The sequence below is a fragment of the Arthrobacter sp. P2b genome (genome assembly GCF_900168295.1).
Lineage (GTDB): Bacteria > Actinomycetota > Actinomycetes > Actinomycetales > Micrococcaceae > Arthrobacter.
In genome coordinates this window covers 69256-90139 of sequence record NZ_FVZL01000009.1, presented here as the reverse complement: position 1 = coordinate 90139, position 20884 = coordinate 69256, and the positions used below count along the sequence as shown (strand labels likewise).

Sequence of the window (20884 nt, the reverse complement as noted above, 5' to 3'; positions counted from 1 at the left end):
TACCCCCAAGATGCCGGCGCGTCCAAAACTCTCGGGCTGCCCACAGGCCCCGAGGAAATCGAAAGAGAGAACTGATGACTACTCGTGCTACCGCACGGCACCGCGCCGAGGTCACCAAAACCAACTCAATCGCCGTCATTGCCAAGGCTGTCGGCGATAACGCCGGCGGCGTGGGCCGCCAGGCCGCGGTTATTGCCGCCGCTTCCGGCCTGGTCCTGACCAGCGGCATTGCAGCCAACGCTGCTGATGCCAACATCCAGCGGGACTCCGCTTCCGCCTCGACGCTGGAAGTCGAGTCCGCTGTTGAAGCCCCCATTTCCGCGGCTTCCACCATCGCCATCACCTACGAAAAGCCCGCCGTGACCACCACGCCGGCCCCGGTTGTTGTCGAGGAAGAGCCCGAGGTTGAGGTTCAGGAAGCCGCTCCGGCAGCCCAGCCTGTTGCAGCTCCGAAGGTCACCGCCACGGTTACCGCTGCTCCCGCCCCCGCAGCTCCGGCGTCAGCCAGCGGCAAGGGTGCGGCCATCCTGTCCGCCGCTTACGCCCAGCTGGGTGTTATGCAGGACTGCACCATGCTGGTGACCAACTCCCTGGCCGCCGTGGGCATCAACTTCCACGACTGGCCTGCAGGCTACCTGTCCCTCGGCCGCACGGTCAGCGCCGCCGAAGCCCAGCCCGGCGACCTGATCTACTACGCCGACGGCGGCGCCGGCATGGCCCACGTTGCTGTCTACGCCGGCAACGGCCAGGCCGTGCACGGCGGCTACAACGGCAACCAGACGGTTGTCTTCAGCGCCAACGTAGGTTCCGGCCCGGTATTCATCCGCGTGAACTGATGTTCCCGACGGGACGCCTGGTTGATCCCCGGCTGACCTGACGGACTGTCCGCTTGAAGGAACATGACCCCTGCCTTTGTGGCAGGGGTCATGTTCGCTTTAACGGACTGGGCGCACCCTGTGGCCCGCCCTGCGCCCCCATGATGCAGGAGGGCGATGCCGGGCAGATTAGCCGATAGTGGACTTCTTTGTTTACTCTTGTGGTGTCGATCCATAGCCCGGACCATGCCGAGGGCAGCCGGCCCTCGTGCCCCTGACGGGTGCGGCCGTGAAGAGGTACGTGCATGCGCACTCTCGTTCTGAATGCTGGATATGAACCGCTGGCGGTTATTTCATTCCGCCGGGCGCTGGTGCTTGTGCTGACCAACAAGGCGAGCGTGGTGGCTGAGGGGGACGATCCCGTGGTGGGTCCCCAGGAGATCCTGGGCCGCCCGTCCGTGATACTCCTGAACCGCTACATCCGTCCCAGATACAACCACGCCACCGCCGTCAGCCGGCGGGGTGTGCTCAGGCGGGACGGGCACAAGTGCGCGTACTGCGGAAAAGCGGCCCACACCATTGACCATGTCCATCCAAAATCCCGCGGTGGTGCCGATTCGTGGGAGAACCTGGTAGCCGCCTGCCTCCGCTGCAATAACGCCAAAGGGGACCATACCCCGGCCGAAATGGGCTGGAAGCTGCGGTTCGTGCCGGAGCCTCCACACGGCACCATCTGGCAGATTAAGGAACTGGAAAAGCCCACGCCGGCTTGGGATCCGTTCCTGTTGCCCGAACGCGCTGCCTGACCTGCCTTCCGCACCCCGCCACATCCGTGACCGCCGGTAGGCTGGGACCGTGGAATCGAACATGCCGTCCTTTGATGCCCTGATCCTGGCGGGGGGCCGGTCCGCACGGCTTGGCGGAGTGCCGAAGCAGACCCTGCAATTCCAGGGCGCCAGCCTGCTGGCGCGCTCCCTTGCTGCCGCTGCAGCGGCCCGGCGCATTGTGGTGGTGGGTCCGCCCGGGCTGATTCCGGAGGGCATCCTGTCCTGCCGCGAACAGCCCGAGTTCGCCGGGCCGGCAGCCGCGATTGCCGCCGGTCTGGACACCCTCGCCGGCGCGGGGGCGGGGTCCGACTACACACTGGTGCTCGCCTGCGACATGCCCCTGGTGACCGACGCGGTCAGTGTGCTCCAGGCGTCCCTGGCAGCCGGGAAACGAACGGGGGCGGAGGCAGTCTTGGCCCGGACTGAAGACGGCACACCGGCAGGCCGGATCCAGCCACTGGCCGGTTTTTACCGCACAGGTGCGCTAAAAAAGGCTGCGCAGGATCTTGCGTCCCGGGGAGCCCTGATTAACGGTTCTGTCCGCTCGCTCCTTGCTAGTCTGGACGTGCAGCTTGTCAGCGTCCCCGCCGCGTCCACAGCAGACGTGGATACGTGGGACGATGCCGCCGCACTAGGGATTGCCGCCGGCAACCAGGACAAGGACCATGGCCGTCCCGGCCGCAGTTAACGTGGGAGGCAGTTCATGAAGAGCCAGGATGAAACGCTGGAGGAATGGTGCAGGTCCCTGCTCCAGGCCTATGAACTCGAGGATGTCCAGGTGGACGTCAACGCCATCCTGTCCCTTGCCGGCGTAGCAGCCCATTCCGTGGTCCGACCGGCTGCTCCGCTCACCACGTTCATTGCCGGCTTTGCCGCGGGCCTGGCCTCAGGTTCCGGCCGCACAACGGATGCCGCGTCCATGGACTCTGCCCTGGCTGTGGCGCGTTCACTCGCTGCCGACTACGACGCTGAAGCCGCCGGGACCCCCGGCGAATGACCGGGGAACCCCAGGGAGAAGCAGGTAGACCCGAAGGGCAGGACACCCCGCACCACCTTGCCCACACATGGGAGGAAGCACGGCAGGCGGCGTTTGATGCTGCCACGCCGATTCCTGCCGGCCCGGTGGCGCTGGAGCTTGCCCTGGGCCGCCGCCTGGACCAGGACATTGTGGCACTGCAGGACATGCCGCACTACGCGTCCTCGGCCATGGACGGATGGGCTGTCAACGGCACCGGCCCGTGGATCCTGGTTGAGCCGGGGGCCAGGCTGGCGCCCCACCAGGCCAGCCCCATCGTGACCGGCGGCCTGATTCCTCCCGGCGGTAAGGCCATACTGCGCAGCGAGGGCGCCGTCCTGGGCAAGGACGACGACGGGCTCCCCATCCTGGAAACCGGTGGAACCGCGCGACCGGGGGAGCCGCGCAACGGCCAGCACATCCGGAAGGCGGGGGAGGAGGCCAGGGAAGGGGACATCCTGGTCAAAGCCGGGGTGGAACTGAATCCCGCGCATCTGGCACTCGCCGCCCTTGCCGGCCACGACGAGGTGCGCGTCCAGGGCAAACCCCTGGTGCGGCTGCTGCTGACCGGCTCCGAAGTCGTGGCGGAGGGCCTTCCGGTTCCGGGCCAGGTGCGCGACACTTTCGGCCCCCAGCTGCCGGCAGTGGTCGCGATGCTGGGCGGCATTGCCGGGGGACAGCAGAAAATCGGCGATTCCTACGAGGAATGGCTCGCGGGCCTGGAGGACGTGGTCCCGGAGGCGCCCGGCGCACCGGACTTGCCGGCCGACGTCGTGATCACCACAGGCGGGACGGGACGCTCCGGCACGGACCACCTGCGCCGCGCGGTTGCCGAGCTGGGCGGGCGGCTGGTCATCGACGGCGTGGCCATGCGCCCCGGACATCCCGCAGTCCTGGCTGAGCTGCCGGACGGCAGGTTCGTGCTGGGCCTGCCGGGAAATCCGCTGGCCGCAATGATGGCGTTGTCAACGGTGGGTGCCCCCCTGCTGGCTGCCCTGGGCCACGGCACCATGCCCGCCGTGCAGGAGGTGCCGTGCGGAACAGTGATCGAACCCGATCCCGGGCGCACCCGGCTGATGCCTTTCCGCCTCCTCTACGGCATGGCATCCCCGGCCCAGCACACGGGTCCGGGGATGATGCGGGGATTGGCTTCTGCCGACGGCGTGATGGTGGTGCCGCCACACGGCGTGCAGCTGGGTGAGCCGGTGCCGGCTTTCGCCTTGCCGTGGGGGCCGCCTATTCCCGCCCCCGCTGAAACCCCGGCCAAGGCCAAGCCCCGCAGTGCGGGCCGGACTGCCCGGACGGGCACCAAACCCGCGGACGGTCCGGTGGACTGGAGTGCCCTTCTTGGCTGAGCGGCGTGCAGGGTTATCGTGCAGGGTTAAGAGGGTTGGTTCAGCGGTGCACCTGGTTGAGCCGGGTCCCCGCGGTTGTCATGATGGAGTTATGAACAGGCAAGGTGGGACATGGGACGCGTAACCCAGCGCCGCAAGGTGCACAAGTATGTTCTGGACGGCTCACCGAACGCCATCGAGTTCCCGGTCCGGTACCGGGAGGACGTCCTGGCTGTCGAGGAACCGCTGGAGATCCGGCTGGGCTCCCTCTCCTTCTCCGTCACCATGCGGACGCCCGGCGACGACTTTGACCTGGTGGCCGGTTTCCTGGTGTCCGAGGGTGTCATCTGGTCTGCTGAACAGCTCGTTTCCCTGCGGTTCTGTGCCGGCGAAGACGAAGACGGAGTCCAGACATTCAACGTGGTGGAGGCGCAGCTGCGGCCGGACGTCCCGCTTCCTGCAACTGGACGCAACGTGTATACGTCCAGTTCCTGCGGCATCTGCGGTACGGACTCCATAGAATCGGTCCGCAAATCCTCGCATTACAGCCCCCAGTCGGATCCCGTGACGGTGGATGCCCAGGTCCTTGCCTCGCTGCCGGCACTGCTCCGCCAGTCCCAGCGCCTGTTTGACGACACCGGGGGAGTGCACGCGGCCGGTCTGTTCAAGGTGGAGGACGACGGCGGTGTGAAGCTTTTGTGCCTCCGCGAGGACGTGGGGCGGCACAACGCCGTGGACAAGGTGGTGGGCTGGGCGCTGCGCGAAGGCCTTCTCCCGCTGCGCGGAACGATCCTCCAGGTATCGGGCAGGGCATCCTTCGAGCTGGTCCAGAAAGCCGCCATGGCAGGAATTCCCGTGCTGGCCGCCGTCAGCGCTCCCTCCAGCCTGGCCGCTGAACTGGCCGAGGCCGGCGGAGTGACGCTGGCGGGATTCAGCCGGGGTACCAGCCTGAACGTGTACGCCGGCAACGCCCGCATCACCGGGCCCGTGGTTCCCGTGCCGTCTGCGTGAGCTTTCCCCGCCGGGAGTTTCCGGGCACGCTCGCAGAAGGGGTTGGATATCAGGCTACTAGCGGGTAGATTTGTCCATCGAATGGACACGATAGTCCACTTTCATACTTTGAAGAAGGCCCATATTGCATGACGACCGCCGGATCACGGAAGTCCGCCTGGAGAGGTTTGTGCGTGAGCGCATCAACCCCGCCGTGTACAGCAGGAGCCTTCCCCTTGCCCTGAGCAGCTGGGACGTGCCGGACGAACCGGTCCCCGCGCTGGAGGCCATGCGGCAGGAATTCCGGCCGCAGGAGCACGGCGCCCCATGGGGAAAGCCGTGGGGCACCAAATGGCTCCGCCTGCAGGGCGAAGTCCCCGAATCGTGGGGTACCGAACCTGACACCACCGTGGAAGTTGTGGTGGACCTCGGCTTCACCATCGAAACTCCGGGCTTCCAGTGCGAGGGCATTGCCTGGCGGCCGGACGGCACCATCATCAAGGCCGTCTCACCGCGGAACCAGTACATTCCCCTGAAACTGCTGGGTGGGGGCATGGCCGTGGATTTCTACGTGGAGGCCGCCGCCAATCCGGATGTGGCCCAGGGCTGGACCTTCGCCGCCACGCCGTACGGTGACAAATCCACCGCCGGAACAGCCCCTCAGTACCGGCTGGGACCCATTGCCATCGCCGAGCTGAACCAGACCGTGTGGGAGCTGCAGCAGGATGTCTGGACCCTGGCAGGACTGATGGAGCAGCTGCCCCTGGAGCTGCCCCGCCGCCATGAAATCCTCCGGGCCCTGGAACGCATGATGGACGTGATGGATCCGGACGATGTTGCCGGAACCGCCGCAGCAGGACGCGATGCGCTCGCCGGGGTCCTGGCCCGGCCTGCCTACGCATCCGCCCACCAGCTGGTCGCCACCGGGCACGCGCACATCGACTCCGCCTGGCTTTGGCCGGTCCGGGAAACAATGCGCAAATGCGCCCGGACGTTTTCCAACGTGGTGTCCCTCATGGACGAGAACCCGGACTTCGTCTTCTCCTGTTCCTCGGCGCAGCAGCTTGCCTGGATCAAGGAGTTCTACCCTGAGCTGTTCAGCCGGATCCGGGAAAAGGTCCGTTCGGGCCAGTTCGTTCCCGTGGGCGGCATGTGGGTGGAATCGGACACCAATATGCCCGGCGGCGAGGCCATGGCACGGCAGTTCGTGGAAGGCAAGAGCTTCTTCCTGGCCGAGTTCGGCATCGAATGCCGGGAAGCCTGGCTGCCCGACTCGTTCGGGTACTCCGCAGCCCTGCCGCAGATCGTGAAATCCGCCGGCAGTCGCTGGTTCCTGACCCAGAAGATCTCCTGGAATCAGACCAACAGGATGCCGCACCACACTTTCAACTGGGAGGGCATCGACGGCACCCGGCTTTTCACCCACTTCCCGCCGGTGGACACCTACAACTCGGAACTCAGCGCACGCGAACTCGCCCATGCCGAGCGGAACTACCGTGACCATGGCCGGGGAACAGTCTCGCTGGTGCCGTTCGGCTATGGTGACGGCGGCGGCGGGCCTACGCGGGAAATGCTGGCCGCAGCAGCCCGCACCGCCAACCTGGAAGGCTCCCCGAAAGTCCGGATTGGATCGGCGGAAAGTTTCTTCCAACAGGCTGAGGAAGACTACCCGGCACTGCCCGTGTGGGTGGGCGAGATGTACCTCGAGTTGCACCGCGGCACGTACACCAGCCAGGCCCGGACCAAGAAGGGCAACCGGCGCAGCGAACACCTGCTGCGGGAAGCGGAACTGTGGTGCGCCACAGCCGCCGTCCGGACAAACGGCGCCTACGCCTACCCCGCGGCAGAACTCAAGCGCCTGTGGCGGCTGGTGCTGCTGCAGCAGTTCCACGACATCCTTCCGGGCAGCTCCATCGCCTGGGTCCACCAGGATGCCGAGCGCAACTACCAGGCGATCGAAACCGCCCTGGAAACACTCATCGGCCAGGCCGCTGCCGCTGTGCTCGGTCCGGGGGAACGGCAGTTCCTGCTGAACGCAGCACCCCACCCGCGGAACGGCGTCCCGGCGCTGGCAGCGGCGGAACCTGCCACCCATCCTGAGGCCGTGCGTGCCACGGCCGATGCCGGCGGCTACATCCTGGACAACGGCATCATCCGCGCCGTCCTGGACGCCGACGGCCTGCTCACCTCGCTGGTGGATTACGCCAGCGGACGCGAAGCGATTGCCCGGGGCGAGCGCGGGAACCTGCTGGAACTGCACCGGGACACCCCCAACGAGTGGGACGCCTGGGATATCGATGAGTTCTACCGGCGCAACGTCACGGCCCTGGCCACCGCACTGTCGGTGAGCCTTGAAGAGCACGGCGGCGCCGCCGTCGTGGTAGTGGAACGGCTGGCCGGTACATCACCGCTCACACAGCGCATCACCTTGGAGCCTGGAAGCCCCTCGCTGTCCATTACCACTGCCGTTGACTGGCAGGAACGCGAGAAGCTGCTGAAGCTCGGTTTCGCCCTGGACGTCCGCGCGGACCGGTCCGCCGCCGAAACCCAGTTCGGGCACGTTTTCCGGCCGACGCACACCAACACCTCCTGGGAAGCTGCCAAGTTCGAGATCTGCGCCCACCGGTGGATCCATGTGGGTGAACCCGGCTACGGGGTGGCGGTGTCCAATGCGTCCACCTACGGGCACGACGTGGGCAGGAGCGTCAGGGCTTCCGACGGCGGCACCACCACCACTGTGCGCCTGTCGCTGCTGCGCGCCCCCAAGTTCCCGGACCCGGAAGCGGACCGCGGCGATCACGAACTGACCGTCACCATCCGTCCCGGCGCCGATATCGCCGACGCTGTCCAGGAGGGCTACCGCACCAACCTGGCTCCACGCCTGGTCCGCGGCGCCTCCCCGGTTGAACCACTGATTGCCGTATCCAATCCCGGGATGGTGATTGAAGCCGTCAAGCTTGCCGAGGACGATTCGGGCGACGTGATCGTCCGGCTGTACGAATCATTGGGGCAACGCTCGGCCGGAAGGATCACTGCAAACTTCGAGGTGGGGGCCATCCAGCCCGTGGATCTCCTGGAGCGCGAAGTTCCCGCTCCGGGCGTGCAGGCGGATGAAACGGGCGCAACACTCCACCTGCGTCCCTTCCAGCTGGTCACCCTGAGGTTCGTCCGCCCGTAGTCCGCCTTCCCGCCGCGGGAATATGCAAACGCATCCAATGCTTGTAGACGCCATGGAACTGGGAATCTTTACCTTCGGCGATATCCACGCGGACCCCGTCAGCGGGGCGGCTGTCTCCCCGGAGCAAAATACGCTTGACCTGCTCGAGCGCGCACGGCTGGCGGACCAGGTGGGGCTGCACTATTTTGGCGTAGGGGAGCACCACCGCCCGGACTACTCGGTTTCCGCACCGTCGGTTGTACTGGCCGCGGCGGCCGCCCAGACGCGGAACATCAAGATCGGCAGTGCCGTGACGGTGCTCAGCACCGAGGACCCCGTGCGGGTGTTCCAGCAATTCGCCACCCTCGACCTCATTAGCCAAGGCAGGGCGGAACTCACCGCGGGCCGCGGCAGCTTCATCGAGTCGTACCCGCTCTTCGGGGCGAAGCTGGAGGACTATGACGCGCTGTACGAGGAAAAGCTGGACCTGCTGCTGAAGCTCAATGCTGCCCGGCGCGTTACATGGAATGGCAGGTTCCGGCCGCCCCTGGACGATGCACTCATCCTGCCCCGGCCCTATCCCGGTCCGGACGGGCAGCGGGCACTGGACATCTGGATCGCCACGGGCGGTACCCCGCACTCCACCGTCCGGGCAGCTGAGCTGGGCAAGAGCGTGATGTATGCCCTGCTGGGTGGTTCAGTCCGCAATTTTGAACGCCACGCGGAGCTGTACCGCGAGACGGCGGCCCGGCACGGGCATGCGCCGGAAGGGCTGAAAGTTGGCGTGAGTACGCCGGGGCTTGTCCTCCGCGACGGGACATCCGGCGTGGCCAGGGCCAAGGAAACCTTCCGGCCCTACTGGCTCGACACGATGCGCCGGCTTTCTGCCGAGCGGGGCTTTCCCACACCCAGCGGACTCACGTACAACATGGAGACTGCCCCTGGCGGTTCGCTCTTCGTGGGCAACGCTGAGCAGGTGGCGGAAAAGATCATCCGGATGCACGGCCACATGCAGCAGCACCGGCAGATCTTCCAGCTGGACTTTTCATCGGTACCTCAGCGCCTGGTGCTTGAGTCCATAGAGCTGCTCGGAACGGAAGTCCTGCCGCTGGTCAGGAAGGAACTGGGTGCCGCGGCGCCGGGAGGATCCGCAGCTGCGGTGAATGCGGCTCAGGCCTGACACGCAGGCAATACCGGGCTTAAATAGGCTGAGTGGGGGCGGTCCCCAACGGCCGCCACCACTCATCCCCCCAATGTCGTGTGAAGGCCCCCGGGGCGGGAGCGTCCAAGAATTTATCCCCGTTCGTAAACGCCCTGCGCCCCACCTTCACACATTCATGATTGTTTCACATTCTAATGATTTTGTGAAAGCGCTTAGGGAGTTACTTTTCGGTATATGTCTCCCTGCCCCCGGCAGTCCTGCCGTTTTTCACCCTCGCCGCCCAAATCAGCGCCAAACCAATCACAAAACACAGCACCGCCGTATAGTTCACCACGAACTCAACCGCGGCCCAGTCCCGCGGGATGACCGGGAAAAGCAGGGTGAGGGCGATGGCGATCCCGCCCACTGCCAGCAGTCCGGCAGCGACGCGCACCAGGCCCGGCAACCGGCTTCCCACGGCGCGGACCATGGCTGGCAGCAGAACCAGCGAAACATAGGAGGGATACGCCCGGCCGGCCGCGCCGTAGTACTCCACCAGCACGCCGTTCCGGGAATCCTTCCTGGCCGGGCCCACAAGCCCCGCCGAGGAGCCTGCCGTGTCCATCATGAAGAACACCGCCACCATGGCCAGGGAGATCAGCAGCAGGACGGCCATTCCGGCCCTTCCCGTGATGAGCCGGTAGGCACCCTCGGCACCAAACCCCTTCGTGACCCGGACGCCCACAAAGTAGATGGCGGCGAAGATGACGAAGCGCAGCAGCAGGTTGGCAATGTTGCTGCCGCCCAGGGCCTGGTCGATGGCAACGTAGGGCGCCTCGATGCTGAGGAGGATGGCCAGGGTCATCAGGGCGAAGATGTAGAAGAGCGACCTGTTCTTCCCGCGCAGCGCACTGGGTATGCGGGCCACCGCGATCAGGCCGCAGACGGCCAATGTGGTCCACTGAAGAATTGCAATCATCCCAGGTTCTCCCAGATCTTTTCTGTCTGCGCTTGGTCGTGCTCCTGCCGGCGCAGGACTTTGCCCAGGGCCTGCAGCCTGTCACCCGCAAGGGCAGTAAGGTCGCCGTCGGACATGCTGTCCAGCGCCGCCTGCCGGGCGTCCGGAGGCCAGCCGGCCTCTTCCTCGGTGATAAGGCCGGTGGCAACCAGGCCGCCCGCCGGTCCCACGCCGGCCGCCAGCGCCGTGGCCACCGCGAGTTCGGGGGACAGCCGGTTGGCGGTCAACTGCGCGGAATAGTTTTGCGGCGCCACTCCTGTGGCGGCCGAGACCCGGTGCCGCACCTCACCGTCGTCGATGGCATCCACCCAGTTCTTGACGGAGGTGGCGTGCGGTGCCGGGCTCAGCGCGGCAGGCTTCTCCCGGGATCGCCGCGCAGGGTCCATCGCCTGCCTGGCCAGCAGGGACCGGAGGAGGTCCGGCGTGGAGATCTGGCTGACCAGCTCACAGCGGGTAGGGGGACGCGGAGGCCCGGCCAGTTCCCGGTACGGCTCGAAGTCAGCCAAGGCCGCCACCGGATTGATGTTGTAGGCGCGGCTGATGCTGACCACGGTACTGACGGAGATCTTGCCCCGGACCAGCTGCTGCGCAAGGGTGGTCCGTTTGATCCCGGAGACCCTGCAGACATCTGCCGTGCTGGCATCGGGGGCGATGCCCTGCAGCCAGCGCTGGAACGCCTTGGCGGGAAGGGTCATGAAGGGCTCTCTGCAGAACGGACGGTTGACTCGATTTTAGCGCGCCGTTGCGGAGCCGATTTTACCGCCGATGGTGTTTCGACTATGCTTGATGGTCGAGCCCGTTGGTCCGTACACCCCCCAAGTCCGGACCAGCGGGTTCTTTTATGTCTTGCGGCCCGGCGGCATTTTCCCTGCTGTTCTGCACGGGCAATGCCGGCACGGTTCCGGCAGGAAACCGGCTGCGGATGCGCCGGTGAAAGGACGGATCGATGACTGCAACCCTTGTTGCCAAGGACGTCGCCGGCGGCCACGACCACCGCCAGCTTTTCTCCCGGCTTTCCCTCACGGTTGCTCCCGGTGACGTGGTGGGAGTGGTGGGTGCCAACGGTGCGGGCAAATCCACCCTGCTGCGGCTCCTCGCCGGCGTCGACCAGCCGCAGGAAGGCTCTGTCAGCCTTGCTCCCGCCGATGCGTTCGTTGGCTGGCTTCCCCAGGAACATGAACGGGTATCCGGCGAGACGGTGGCCGGTTACATCGCCCGGCGCACGGGCTGCGCACAGGCCACCGCGGAGATGGAATCCACGGCAGAAGCATTGGGTGCAGGCGCGCCGGGTGCCGATGACGCCTACGCCCACGCTTTCGACAGGTGGATGGCCTCCGGCGCCGCGGACCTTGACGACCGCATCCCCGCCGTCCTGGCGGACCTGGGACTGGAGGCGGGCCCCGATGCACCCATGACCGGACTGTCCGGCGGCCAGGCCGCGCGTGTCGCCCTGGCGGCGCTGCTGCTCAGCCGGTTCGACGTGGTGCTCCTGGACGAGCCCACCAACGACCTTGACCTGGCCGGCCTCGCCAAGCTGGAGGACTTCGTCAAAGGCCTCCGCGGCGGCGTGGTCCTGGTCAGCCACGACCGCGAGTTCCTGGCCCGCTGCGTCACCACGGTGGTGGAACTGGACCTGGCACAGAACGCGGTAGCCGTTTACGACGGCGGCTACGACGCCTTCCTGGAAGAGCGGGCTGTCGCGCGGCGGCACGCTCGCGAAAAGTACGAGGAGTTTGCCACCACCAAGGCAGACCTTGTCTCACGTGCGCGGACGCAGCGCGAGTGGAGCTCGCAGGGCGTCCGGAACGCCATGAAGAAGAGCCCCGACAACGACAAGATCCGCCGGGCAGCCAGCACCGAGTCCTCCGAAAAGCAGGCCCAGAAAGTCCGGCAGATGGAATCCCGCATTGCCCGGCTGGACGTGGTGGAAGAGCCGCGCAAGGAATGGCAGCTCCAGTTCTCCATCGGCAAGGCCCCCCGCTCCAGCGCCGTGGTGGCAACCCTCCGCGACGCCGTGCTGCGGCAGGGAAGCTTCACCCTGGGACCGGTCAACCTGCAGCTCAACGCGGGGGAGCGGATCGGCATCACCGGCCCCAACGGAGCCGGCAAGTCCACCCTGCTGCGCCTGCTCCTGGGCGCGGCCGAACCCGATTCGGGCAGCGCCTCGATGGGCGCCTCTGTTGCCATTGGCGAGATTGACCAGGCGCGCGGGCTGCTGGCGGGGCACCTTGCCCTGGCAGACGCCGTCGAGGCCGTCCTGGTGGACCAGACCCCGGCGGAGGTCCGTACCCTCCTGGCGAAATTCGGCCTGAAGGCGGATCACACGGCCAGGGCGGTTGACTCCCTCTCGCCGGGAGAACGGACCCGCGCCGCATTGGCCCTGCTCCAGGCGCGCGGCGTTAACCTCCTGGTCCTTGACGAACCCACCAACCACCTGGACCTGCCGGCCATCGAGCAGCTGGAAGAGGCACTGGACAGCTACGACGGCGCACTGCTCCTGGTGACCCACGACCGGCGGCTGCTGGAGAACGTTCGCCTGGATGTACGTTGGGATGTGGACAGCGGGACGGTCACCGAGCAGCGGATCGGCAGCAGTATTTGAATGGAAACGACGGTATGGGCAGTAATGTGAGCGCGGAGCAGCAGCTATGAGCATGGAAGGCGTGGCCTGGAACTCCCTGTACAAGATCACCCGGGCCAAGAGCGGTTCCAAGCCGTTCTCCAAAGAAACCCTGAAACGGGTCCTGGCCTTCGCCCGCCCGCACCGCGGCAAGCTGCTGGCCTTCGTGGCGCTCTCGATCGTGATGGCCTTCCTGGCCGTGGCCACTCCCGTCCTTGCGGGACAGGTGGTGGACGCGATCGTGGCCAAGGCCGGTGCCGGCGAGGTGCTCCGGCTTGCGCTGCTCATCGCCGTCGTCGCCATCGTCGAGGCGGGGGTGGGCCTGGTCAACCGCTGGCTTTCCTCAACCATCGGCGAAGGCGTCATTGTGGACCTTCGCACGCGCGTCTTTGACCACGTGCAGAAGATGCCGATTGCCTTCTTCACCCGCACCCGGACCGGGGCCCTGGTCAGCCGCCTCAACAACGACGTCATCGGCGCGCAGTCGGCATTTGCCGGCACCCTGTCCGGAGTGGTCAGCAATGTGGTGGCGCTGATCCTCACCCTGATCGTGATGCTGGGCACCTCATGGCAGGTGACAGTCCTGGCGATGATCCTGCTGCCCGTCTTCCTCATCCCGGCCCGGAGGATGGGATCCAGGCTGGCGGACCTGCGCCGCGAGGCAGCGGAACACAACGCCGCCATGGGCACGCAGATGACCGAACGCTTTTCGGCGCCCGGCGCCACGCTGGTCAAGCTGTTCGGCCGGCCCGCAGAGGAATCCCGCGAGTTCGCGGTGCGGGCGGGGCGGGTCCGCGACATCGGCATCCGCACCGCGATGCTGCAGTTTACGTTCGTCACCGCCCTGACCCTGGTCTCCGCCCTGGCCCTGGCACTGGTCTACGGGCTTGGCGGCTGGCTGGCGATCACCAACCAGCTCGCACCCGGCGATGTGGTGGTCCTGGCGCTGCTGCTCACCCGCCTTTACGCTCCGCTCACCGCACTGTCCAACGCCAGGGTTGAAATCATGAGCGCCCTGGTCAGCTTTGAACGCGTTTTTGAGATCCTGGACCTGAAACCCCTGATCCAGCAAAAGCCGGACGCCGTCCCTGTCCCGCCGGGCCCGGTGTCCGTGGAGTTCGACGACGTCCGCTTCGCCTACCCCGCGGCGGACAAGGTCTCGCTGGCCTCGCTGGAGGAAGTGTCCACGCTGGACACGCGCGGCGGCGAGGAAGTGCTGCACGGCATCAGTTTCCGGGTGGAGCCGGGCCAGACCGTGGCCCTGGTCGGCTCCTCCGGAGCGGGCAAATCGACCATCGCCCAGCTGCTGGCGCGCCTGTACGACGTGGATTCCGGCGCCGTCCGGCTGGGCGGGGTCATGCCGGGCACCGGACTGGACATCCGGGATGCCACCTTCGACTCCCTTCGCGACACCCTGGGCATGGTGACGCAGGACGGCCACCTCTTCCACGAAACCATCGCCTCCAACCTGCGCCTGGCCCGGCCGGACGCCACCGACGAGGACATGTGGGAGGTCATCCGGCAGGCGCGGCTGGAAACGATGATCCGGTCCCTGCCCGACGGGCTGGACACCGTGGTGGGGGAGCGCGGCTACCGCCTGTCCGGCGGTGAGCGCCAGCGCCTCACCATCGCCCGGCTGCTGATCGCCCAGCCACGGGTGGTCATCCTGGACGAGGCCACCGCCGCCCTGGACTCCACCAACGAGGCCGCCGTGCAGGCCGCCCTGGGCGCCGCACTCGAGGGGCGGACCGCCGTCGTGATCGCCCACCGCCTGTCCACCATCCGTGCGGCGGACGCCATCCTGGTGGTGGAGGACGGCCGGATCGTGGAACGCGGCACCCACACCGAACTGCTGGCTGCCGAAGGCCGCTACGCCGAGCTGTACCGGACGCAGTTCGCCGAGGCCACGGCGGTGGCCCAGGAAGCCGTCCCGGAGCTTTAGGCGTCCGGCTGTGCCCCCAGCTCCGGCAGGATGTAGTCCGTCAGCAGCGGGGCAAGGTCCGGCGGCAGTGCTGCGCCCCGGTCAAGGGCAGCGAGGTCCAGCCAGCGGATCTCCGCGATCTCGGCCGACGGGTGGGCCTGCCACGTCCCCGGCGCACGGAACACGGTGGCTTCAATGTCCGTGGCGGCCTCGTTGGCGGCATCGGCGATCCAGACGCCCATCAGCTCCAGATCCCGGGGATCGATGACGATCCCCACCTCCTCCGCCAGCTCGCGGGCGGCTGCCTGGACTGCTGTTTCGCCGGCCTCGGGCTTGCCCCCGGGGTGCATAAACATGCCGGTGCCGCGCTTCCGCACTGTCAGGAGCCGGCCCGCGGGGTCGAACACGCAGACGGCGGACACAACGATGCGCGCCTTCATCAGGCAGCACTCCGAACGAGGCGGGACGCCAGCAGAAGGTCCTTGCGCGGCCCGGTGACGTCCCAGCTGAAGCTGAACGCGTCCGGCCCCTCGAGCGTGTAGGCCACGCGGTAGGTGTCGGGATCGCACCAGTGATTGTCCAGGTTGGCCTCCGGGGTGAAGCTCATCCGGTGGAACGGACGCCCGTCGGGGAAGAACACATCCAGGGCGTCGGGGCGTCCCGCTGCCGGCTTCAGCAGGTATTCGCGCGAGGCGGGGCCGGTGAAGGAGGGCCAGCGCATGGTGCCTTCTTCGCGGAGCGCCAGGCCGCCGTCGTCCGTTGGAGTGAAAAGTACGACGCCGGAAAAGGTTCCGCGGGTGCCATCAGCACGGTCCAGCAGGTCCCGCTCAAGGGTCCAGCGGCCGGCCGCCGCACCGCCGGCGGTGCCAGGCCGGGCAGCGCCCAGCAGGTAGGCGCGGAGATCAAACTCCGGAGGACGAAGGTTCAAGTGCCCTCGATTGGAATCGAACCAACGACACCGGCTTTAGGAGAGCCGTGCTCTATCCACTGAGCTACGAGGGCGGGCGTCCGAAGATCGGCAGGGCCGGTCCGGCCGGACACGGATACAAGCATACAAGGTGTGGGGCCGTACTACGCTCAAAGCATGAGTTCAGCCGCGTCCGCTACCCCCGCAGTGGCCTTTATTCCGGATACAACCTCCACCCGGCAGTACATCGGGGCGTGGTCCGTGCTGAGCGTGCTGCAGTATTTTGCGGCCGAAGCTGCAGTGATCGGAGCTTGGGCGGGTCCCCGGCCGTACGACCTGCGGACCGGGTACATCAGTGATCTCGGTGCAATCAACTGCGGCATCTATGACGGCCGGGAGGTCTGCTCCCCGCTGAGCTGGCTGATGAACGCCTCGTTCGTGGTCCAGGGCCTGGGGATGCTGCTGGGCGCCCTGCTGCTCAGTTCCGGGCTGCTGTGCGTGGCAGCCCGCGCCGGCGTCCGGGTCCAACCCGGGCAGCGCAACCCGTGGCTGGCGGCCGTCTGGGTCCGGGTGCTGGCCGGGACGGCAGGGGCAGGAACCGTCATTGTGGGACTGGTCCCCGAGGACGTGGGTTCCTTCTGGCACTTTGCCGGAGCGGTCATGTACTTCCTGGCCGGCGCCGTTGCCCTGCTGGTGCTGGGAAGCCTGTGGTTGCGGAAATCCGGGATGGCCTGGTTCATCCTGGTGTGCGGCGGGGTATCCCTGGCGGCGCTGGCCACCGGAGCCCTGACCGGGATGGACGTCCCCGAGCCCGGCACCCTGGAACGGCTGATGGGTTATCCCGTGACGGTGGGGATGGCGGCGGCGGGCCTGGTCATTGCCCGGCGCGTGCACCGGCACCGGAAGCAGGTACGCGCCCCAGCGGCCGTCAGGTAGCGGTTTTTGCCTTCCGCGCCTTGAACACCACAGCCGCGGCTCCGGTGAGCAGGCACAGGACCAGGAGAACCCAGCCGGCAACGGTGAGGCCGGACGCCACGGCCACCTGGCCGGCATCGGGCGCACCGGCAGCGAGCATTCCGTCGATGGCGACGTTGCCCCACAGACGGGCCACCACGAACAGCAGGAGCAGCGCCCACAGCGTCCAGCGCACCGCCCTGCGGGCCACGTTGGTCCCGATCAGCAGCAGCCACGTGAAGCCGAAAATCAGCGGGAAGAGGGTTCCGGCGGTCTTGTGGACGTAGTTGAGCTGCCCGCGCGCGTCAGCGTCCATCGCCGCCTGCAGCTGGCCGACATACCCGGGATCGAAGCCGCCGACCAGGGAATCCGGCATCGCCAGGCCGCCGGACAGCTGCCGGAGCTGGTCCAGGGTCAGCAGGTGCAGGTACCAGAACAGGAAGAGGCTTGCCACCACCCCGGCAACCAGGATGAGGTTGCTGTTGCTTTCCGCTTTCTCCGGCGTGCGGGCCGTGGTGGGGTTGACCACCGGCGGCAGGTGGTGCTGCGGCACCACCGCTTTGGAGCCGTGCTTCTTGATCCGCTGGGCAGGGGTTTTGGCCATGGCACCATTATCCCGCCCCATAAACTGAAGCCATGACCAATGGCCGGCACAGCGCAATAGAACTTGACCCCTCACTGGACGACCACCAGCTTGCGGCGGCACTGGTCCGCGAAGCCGGGCAGCTGGCGCTGCTGATGCGGATGGCCGGGCTGCAGTCCCAGCAGAAGACCTCCATCTCGGATGTGGTGACAGCCGCCGACCATGCCGCAGAAGCCTATGTGCTGGAGCAGCTCCAGCGCTGCCGGCCGGAGGACGGAATCCTCGGCGAGGAGGGGGCCTCGGTCAAGGGCAGCAGCGGCCGGACCTGGGTGATCGATCCCGTGGACGGCACCTACAACTTCCTGCACGGCTCCACCTACTGGTGCTCCGCCATCGCGCTGAAGGACACCTCCGACGTGCTGCTCGGCGCCATCTACCAGCCGGAGGAGGACAAGCTCTGGCTGGGCGGCCGTACGCACCCGGCCACCCTGAACGGGGAGCCGCTCACCGTCTTCCAGGACAACAGGGGAGCGCGGAACGCGACGGCGGTCGCCGAACTGGGTGCCGCCACCTACATCCATCCCCGCTGGCTCATGGACCCGTTGTGCGCCATGCCGTGGCACGCCGCGGCAACGTCCGCCGCGACGCTCCGCATGCTGGGTTCGGGCTCCTGCGACCTGGGCAGGGTGGCGGACGGACAGATGGGCTGCTGGTTCCAGCACAGCTGCCCGGAATGGGACTGGCTGCCCGGCAAGGCCATCGTCCGGGCCGCGGGCGGCGCCGTGGACACGGTCCGGGTCAACGGCCTGGAATGGTTCATGGCAGGAGGAACGACGGCGGTACGGGAGTTGCGTGCGGCCCTTGAGTCCGGCTCGGTCGCCTGAGGATTACTGCCCCGTCCTTCCGTAATCCACAGGCTGGAAGTGCGTGTCGGTCCCACCGCCTAGACTTGTAGGCACCATGGATATGTTGTTTGACCCGTACTCTGACGGACCGTTCAAGGCCGCTCCCGCAGCGGCAACCCGCACCAAAACGCGTCCTGACGGCGTGGCCACCGCGGCCGGTCCGGGCGGCAGCGCGCCCTCCTGGAACCCTGAGGGCACCCGCCATGGGGGCGGCGGGCAACCTGGCGGCCAGCACGGGGACGACCAGTCGGGGAGCCACCGGCAGGGTGCCCGGCGGCCGGACGCGGCCCAGCTGCTGGAGGGACTGAACCCGCAGCAGGAGGAAGCGGTTAAGCATGCCGGCTCCGCGCTGCTGATTGTGGCCGGTGCCGGTTCGGGAAAGACCCGTGTGCTCAGCAACAGGATCGCCTACCTGATCGCCACCGGGCGTGCCCACCACGGCGAAATCCTGGCCATCACCTTCACCAACAAGGCCGCCGCCGAAATGAGGGAACGCATCGAAGCCCTGGTGGGCGGCCGGGCCAAGATCATGTGGATCTCCACGTTCCACTCGTCCTGCGTGCGGATCCTGCGGCAGGAGGCCGCAAACGTCGGCCTGAAATCGAACTTCTCCATCTACGACTCCGCCGATTCCCTGCGGCTCGTCACCCAGGTGTCCAAAGCCCTGGACCTGGATCCCAAGAAGTTCGCGCCCAAAGCCATCCAGCACAAGATCTCTGCGCTGAAGAACGAACTGATCGACGCCGATTCCTATGCCTCGGCAGCGAACTACAACGATCCCTTCGAACAGGCCGTGGCCGAGGTGTACAAGGGCTACACCCAGCGGCTGCGCCAGGCCAACGCCATGGACTTTGACGACCTCATCGCCGAGACGGTCTTTATGTTCCGCGCGTTTCCAGCGCTTGCCGAGTCCTACCGCCGCCGGTTCCGCCACGTCCTCGTGGACGAATACCAGGACACCAACCACGCCCAGTACGCCCTGGTCCGCGAAATCGTGGGGGAGGGGCCCGGCGCATCGGAGCTCACGGTGGTGGGCGATTCCGATCAGTCCATCTACGCCTTCCGTGGCGCGGACATCCGCAACATCGTGGAGTTTGAAAAGGACTATCCGGAGGCCCGCACCATCAAGCTGGAGCAGAACTACCGCTCCACGCAGAACATCCTCAGCGCGGCCAACTCCGTGATCTCCCGCAACCCCAACCGTCCCGAAAAGCGGCTGTGGACCGCGGAGGGCGAAGGCCACAAGATCATCGGCTACGTGGGCGAAAACGAGCACGACGAAGCACAGTTCATCGCCAAGGAAATCGACCGGCTCCAGGACGAGGACAACCTCCGTCCCGGCGACGTCGCCATCTTCTACCGGACCAACGCCCAGTCCCGCTCCATCGAGGACGTGCTGGTCCGCGTGGGCCTGCCGTACAAGGTGGTGGGCGGCACCCGCTTCTACGAGCGCAAGGAAATCAAGGACGCCCTCGCGTACCTCCGGGTCCTGGTCAACCCCGACGACGACGTCAACCTCCGCAGGGTCCTCAACGAACCCAAGCGCGGGATCGGCGACCGCGCCGAAGGCGCCGTGGCCGCCCTGGCGCAGCGCGAGCGGACATCATTCATGGCTGCAGCCCGCCGGGCTGAACACGCGCCGGGCATGGCAACCCGTTCGGTCAACGCCGTCCTTGGCTTCGTGAAGCTGCTGGACGACCTTGCAGAGGTGGCATCCGGTTCCGGCGCCGCCGCGGCACTGGAAGCCGTCCTGGAACAGACCGGCTACCTTGCCGCGTTGCGTTCCAGCACCGATCCCCAGGACGAGTCCCGGGTGGAGAACCTGGCGGAACTTGTCGCCGTCGTCCGTGAATACGAACGCGACAACCCGGAAGGCTCGCTCGCAGCGTTCCTGGAACAGGTGTCCCTGGTGGCTGACGCCGACCAGATCCCCGATGCCCCGGGAGCCGATATCGATTCCGCGGTAGCTGAGGCAAAGCGGCTGGGCGTGGTCACCCTGATGACGCTCCACACGGCCAAGGGGCTCGAATTCCCGGTGGTGTTCCTGACCGGCATGGAGCACGGCCTGTTCCCGCACCAGCGGTCGGCAACGGACCCCAAGGAACTCGCCGAAGAACGCCGGCTGGCGTACGTGGGTCTGACCCGTGCCCGGAAGCGGCTGTACGTCACCCGCTCCGAGGTACGCAGCATGTGGGGCCAAAGCCAGTACAACCCCGCCAGCCAGTTCCTGGAGGAAATTCCCGCCGAGCTGCTGGAGTGGAAGCGTGAAGGTACCAGCCGGCAGGCCGGCGCCTGGGGCGGCGGATCCATCGGTTCGGGCCGCTACAGCGGATCCTTCTGGGGTGCAGGCACTGCCCGCGGCGCGGCAGCTGACTCTTCTGCCGGCTTCAACGCAGACGTTCCCGCCGTCATCGCCCGGAACCGCGTGCAGCCGCAAAAGGAAATCGTGGCCGTCAGCGTGGGGGACAAGGTAAACCACACGAGTTTTGGCAACGGGACGGTCCTGGCGCTGGAAGGCGCAGGGGACAAAACGGTAGCCAAGGTGAAGTTCGACGTCGGCGAAAAGCGCCTGCTGCTGCGGTATGCGCCGCTGACCAAGCTGGACGCGTAGGCGAACGGGGGCGGGCCCTTGCCCGCTTCCGTCATTCGCGGCTACAGTTCAGGAACTTCCCCCAGCAGCGGTACCCGAGGTCGGAG

Annotated in this window: 18 protein-coding genes and 1 tRNA gene; 13 read left to right on the top strand and 6 right to left on the bottom strand. The window is 66.9% G+C overall.

Annotated elements, in window-relative coordinates; translation table 11 throughout:
- The first annotated feature begins 74 nt into the window (after window positions 1-74).
- The 8 genes from B5520_RS14760 (at window position 75) to B5520_RS14730 (ending at window position 9318) form a co-directional block, all read left to right on the top strand.
- Entirely contained in the window at window positions 75-836 is a 762-nt protein-coding gene (locus B5520_RS14760; protein WP_079597835.1) for an NlpC/P60 family protein, read from the top strand.
- 284 nt (window positions 837-1120) lie between these two features.
- Complete coding sequence (locus B5520_RS14755) at window positions 1121-1621, top strand: HNH endonuclease (RefSeq protein ID WP_079597834.1); 501 nt, start codon at window positions 1121-1123, stop codon at window positions 1619-1621.
- Between the two features lie 49 nt (window positions 1622-1670).
- Window positions 1671-2330: a molybdenum cofactor guanylyltransferase gene (locus B5520_RS14750; RefSeq protein WP_254865586.1), complete on the top strand. Its 660-nt coding sequence runs from the start codon at window positions 1671-1673 to the stop codon at window positions 2328-2330.
- A 15-nt stretch (window positions 2331-2345) separates the two neighbouring features.
- The gene (locus B5520_RS22780; RefSeq protein ID WP_176156879.1) at window positions 2346-2639 is read left to right on the top strand and encodes a DUF6457 domain-containing protein; all 294 of its coding nucleotides are present in this window, start codon (window positions 2346-2348) and stop codon (window positions 2637-2639) included.
- Window positions 2636-4012, top strand: a complete 1377-nt coding sequence (locus B5520_RS14745) for a molybdopterin molybdotransferase MoeA (protein ID WP_079597833.1) — start codon at window positions 2636-2638, stop codon at window positions 4010-4012. Before B5520_RS22780 ends, B5520_RS14745 begins: the two co-directional genes overlap by 4 nt.
- Window positions 4013-4123: 111 nt before the next feature.
- The gene (fdhD, locus tag B5520_RS14740) at window positions 4124-5002 is read left to right on the top strand and encodes a formate dehydrogenase accessory sulfurtransferase FdhD (RefSeq protein WP_079597832.1); all 879 of its coding nucleotides are present in this window, start codon (window positions 4124-4126) and stop codon (window positions 5000-5002) included.
- A 124-nt stretch (window positions 5003-5126) separates the two neighbouring features.
- On the top strand, window positions 5127-8159 hold the full coding sequence (locus B5520_RS14735) for an alpha-mannosidase (RefSeq protein ID WP_079597831.1): 3033 nt from the start codon (window positions 5127-5129) through the stop codon (window positions 8157-8159).
- A gap of 37 nt (window positions 8160-8196) precedes the next feature.
- Window positions 8197-9318 carry an LLM class flavin-dependent oxidoreductase gene (locus B5520_RS14730; RefSeq protein WP_079597830.1) on the top strand — a complete coding sequence of 374 codons (1122 nt, stop codon included), beginning with the start codon at window positions 8197-8199 and terminating at the stop codon, window positions 9316-9318.
- Window positions 9319-9520: 202 nt separating this feature from the next.
- On the opposite strand, the gene B5520_RS14725 is transcribed toward B5520_RS14730, so the two are convergent.
- Together B5520_RS14725 and B5520_RS14720 are read right to left on the bottom strand one after the other, a co-directional pair.
- The gene (locus B5520_RS14725; protein ID WP_079597829.1) at window positions 9521-10258 is read right to left on the bottom strand and encodes a hypothetical protein; all 738 of its coding nucleotides are present in this window, start codon (window positions 10256-10258) and stop codon (window positions 9521-9523) included.
- Entirely contained in the window at window positions 10255-10992 is a 738-nt protein-coding gene (locus B5520_RS14720; protein ID WP_079597828.1) for a hypothetical protein, read from the bottom strand. Before B5520_RS14720 ends, B5520_RS14725 begins: the two co-directional genes overlap by 4 nt.
- 251 nt (window positions 10993-11243) lie before the next feature.
- Between B5520_RS14720 and B5520_RS14715 the strand changes: the two genes are divergently transcribed.
- Together B5520_RS14715 and B5520_RS14710 are read left to right on the top strand one after the other, a co-directional pair.
- Window positions 11244-12899, top strand: a complete 1656-nt coding sequence (locus B5520_RS14715; protein ID WP_079597827.1) for an ABC-F family ATP-binding cassette domain-containing protein — start codon at window positions 11244-11246, stop codon at window positions 12897-12899.
- 46 nt (window positions 12900-12945) lie between these two features.
- The gene (locus tag B5520_RS14710) at window positions 12946-14859 is read left to right on the top strand and encodes an ABC transporter ATP-binding protein (protein ID WP_079597826.1); all 1914 of its coding nucleotides are present in this window, start codon (window positions 12946-12948) and stop codon (window positions 14857-14859) included.
- Here B5520_RS14710 and B5520_RS14705 read toward each other — a convergent pair.
- From B5520_RS14705 to B5520_RS14695, 3 genes are all read right to left on the bottom strand, one after another.
- Complete coding sequence (locus tag B5520_RS14705) at window positions 14856-15278, bottom strand: NUDIX hydrolase (RefSeq protein ID WP_079597825.1); 423 nt, start codon at window positions 15276-15278, stop codon at window positions 14856-14858. The two genes, B5520_RS14710 and B5520_RS14705, sit on opposite strands and share 4 nt — an antisense overlap.
- A complete protein-coding gene (locus B5520_RS14700) occupies window positions 15278-15766 on the bottom strand; it encodes a DUF6314 family protein (protein ID WP_079597824.1) in 489 nt (162 codons plus the stop codon). Before B5520_RS14700 ends, B5520_RS14705 begins: the two co-directional genes overlap by 1 nt.
- 1 nt (window position 15767) lies before the next feature.
- Window positions 15768-15840, bottom strand: a tRNA-Arg gene (locus B5520_RS14695).
- A gap of 82 nt (window positions 15841-15922) precedes the next feature.
- Here B5520_RS14695 and B5520_RS14690 point away from each other — a divergent pair.
- Entirely contained in the window at window positions 15923-16681 is a 759-nt protein-coding gene (locus tag B5520_RS14690) for a DUF998 domain-containing protein (RefSeq protein WP_079597823.1), read from the top strand.
- Here B5520_RS14690 and B5520_RS14685 read toward each other — a convergent pair.
- Window positions 16674-17303, bottom strand: coding sequence for a hypothetical protein (locus B5520_RS14685; RefSeq protein WP_079597822.1), 630 nt, complete (start codon window positions 17301-17303; stop codon window positions 16674-16676). The genes B5520_RS14690 and B5520_RS14685 overlap by 8 nt on opposite strands.
- Window positions 17304-17335: 32 nt before the next feature.
- On the opposite strand from B5520_RS14685, the gene B5520_RS14680 reads away from it, so the two are divergent.
- Complete coding sequence (locus B5520_RS14680; RefSeq protein ID WP_079597821.1) at window positions 17336-18166, top strand: inositol monophosphatase family protein; 831 nt, start codon at window positions 17336-17338, stop codon at window positions 18164-18166.
- Window positions 18167-18242: 76 nt separating this feature from the next.
- Window positions 18243-20798 carry a DNA helicase PcrA gene (gene pcrA / locus B5520_RS14675; protein WP_079597820.1) on the top strand — a complete coding sequence of 852 codons (2556 nt, stop codon included), beginning with the start codon at window positions 18243-18245 and terminating at the stop codon, window positions 20796-20798.
- Window positions 20799-20884: the final 86 nt, after the last annotated feature.

Coding starts and splice junctions, on each gene's coding strand:
- B5520_RS14705 (WP_079597825.1), bottom strand. CDS start 15,278: ATGAAGGCGCGCATCGTTGTGTCCGCCGTCTGCGTGTTCGACCCCGCG.
- pcrA (WP_079597820.1), top strand. CDS start 18,243: ATGGATATGTTGTTTGACCCGTACTCTGACGGACCGTTCAAGGCCGCT.
- B5520_RS14715 (WP_079597827.1), top strand. CDS start 11,244: ATGACTGCAACCCTTGTTGCCAAGGACGTCGCCGGCGGCCACGACCAC.
- B5520_RS14755 (WP_079597834.1), top strand. CDS start 1,121: ATGCGCACTCTCGTTCTGAATGCTGGATATGAACCGCTGGCGGTTATT.
- B5520_RS14680 (WP_079597821.1), top strand. CDS start 17,336: ATGACCAATGGCCGGCACAGCGCAATAGAACTTGACCCCTCACTGGAC.
- B5520_RS14725 (WP_079597829.1), bottom strand. CDS start 10,258: ATGATTGCAATTCTTCAGTGGACCACATTGGCCGTCTGCGGCCTGATC.
- B5520_RS22780 (WP_176156879.1), top strand. CDS start 2,346: ATGAAGAGCCAGGATGAAACGCTGGAGGAATGGTGCAGGTCCCTGCTC.
- B5520_RS14760 (WP_079597835.1), top strand. CDS start 75: ATGACTACTCGTGCTACCGCACGGCACCGCGCCGAGGTCACCAAAACC.
- B5520_RS14730 (WP_079597830.1), top strand. CDS start 8,197: ATGCTTGTAGACGCCATGGAACTGGGAATCTTTACCTTCGGCGATATC.
- B5520_RS14710 (WP_079597826.1), top strand. CDS start 12,946: ATGAGCATGGAAGGCGTGGCCTGGAACTCCCTGTACAAGATCACCCGG.
- B5520_RS14685 (WP_079597822.1), bottom strand. CDS start 17,303: ATGGCCAAAACCCCTGCCCAGCGGATCAAGAAGCACGGCTCCAAAGCG.
- B5520_RS14690 (WP_079597823.1), top strand. CDS start 15,923: ATGAGTTCAGCCGCGTCCGCTACCCCCGCAGTGGCCTTTATTCCGGAT.
- fdhD (WP_079597832.1), top strand. CDS start 4,124: ATGGGACGCGTAACCCAGCGCCGCAAGGTGCACAAGTATGTTCTGGAC.
- B5520_RS14720 (WP_079597828.1), bottom strand. CDS start 10,992: ATGACCCTTCCCGCCAAGGCGTTCCAGCGCTGGCTGCAGGGCATCGCC.
- B5520_RS14745 (WP_079597833.1), top strand. CDS start 2,636: ATGACCGGGGAACCCCAGGGAGAAGCAGGTAGACCCGAAGGGCAGGAC.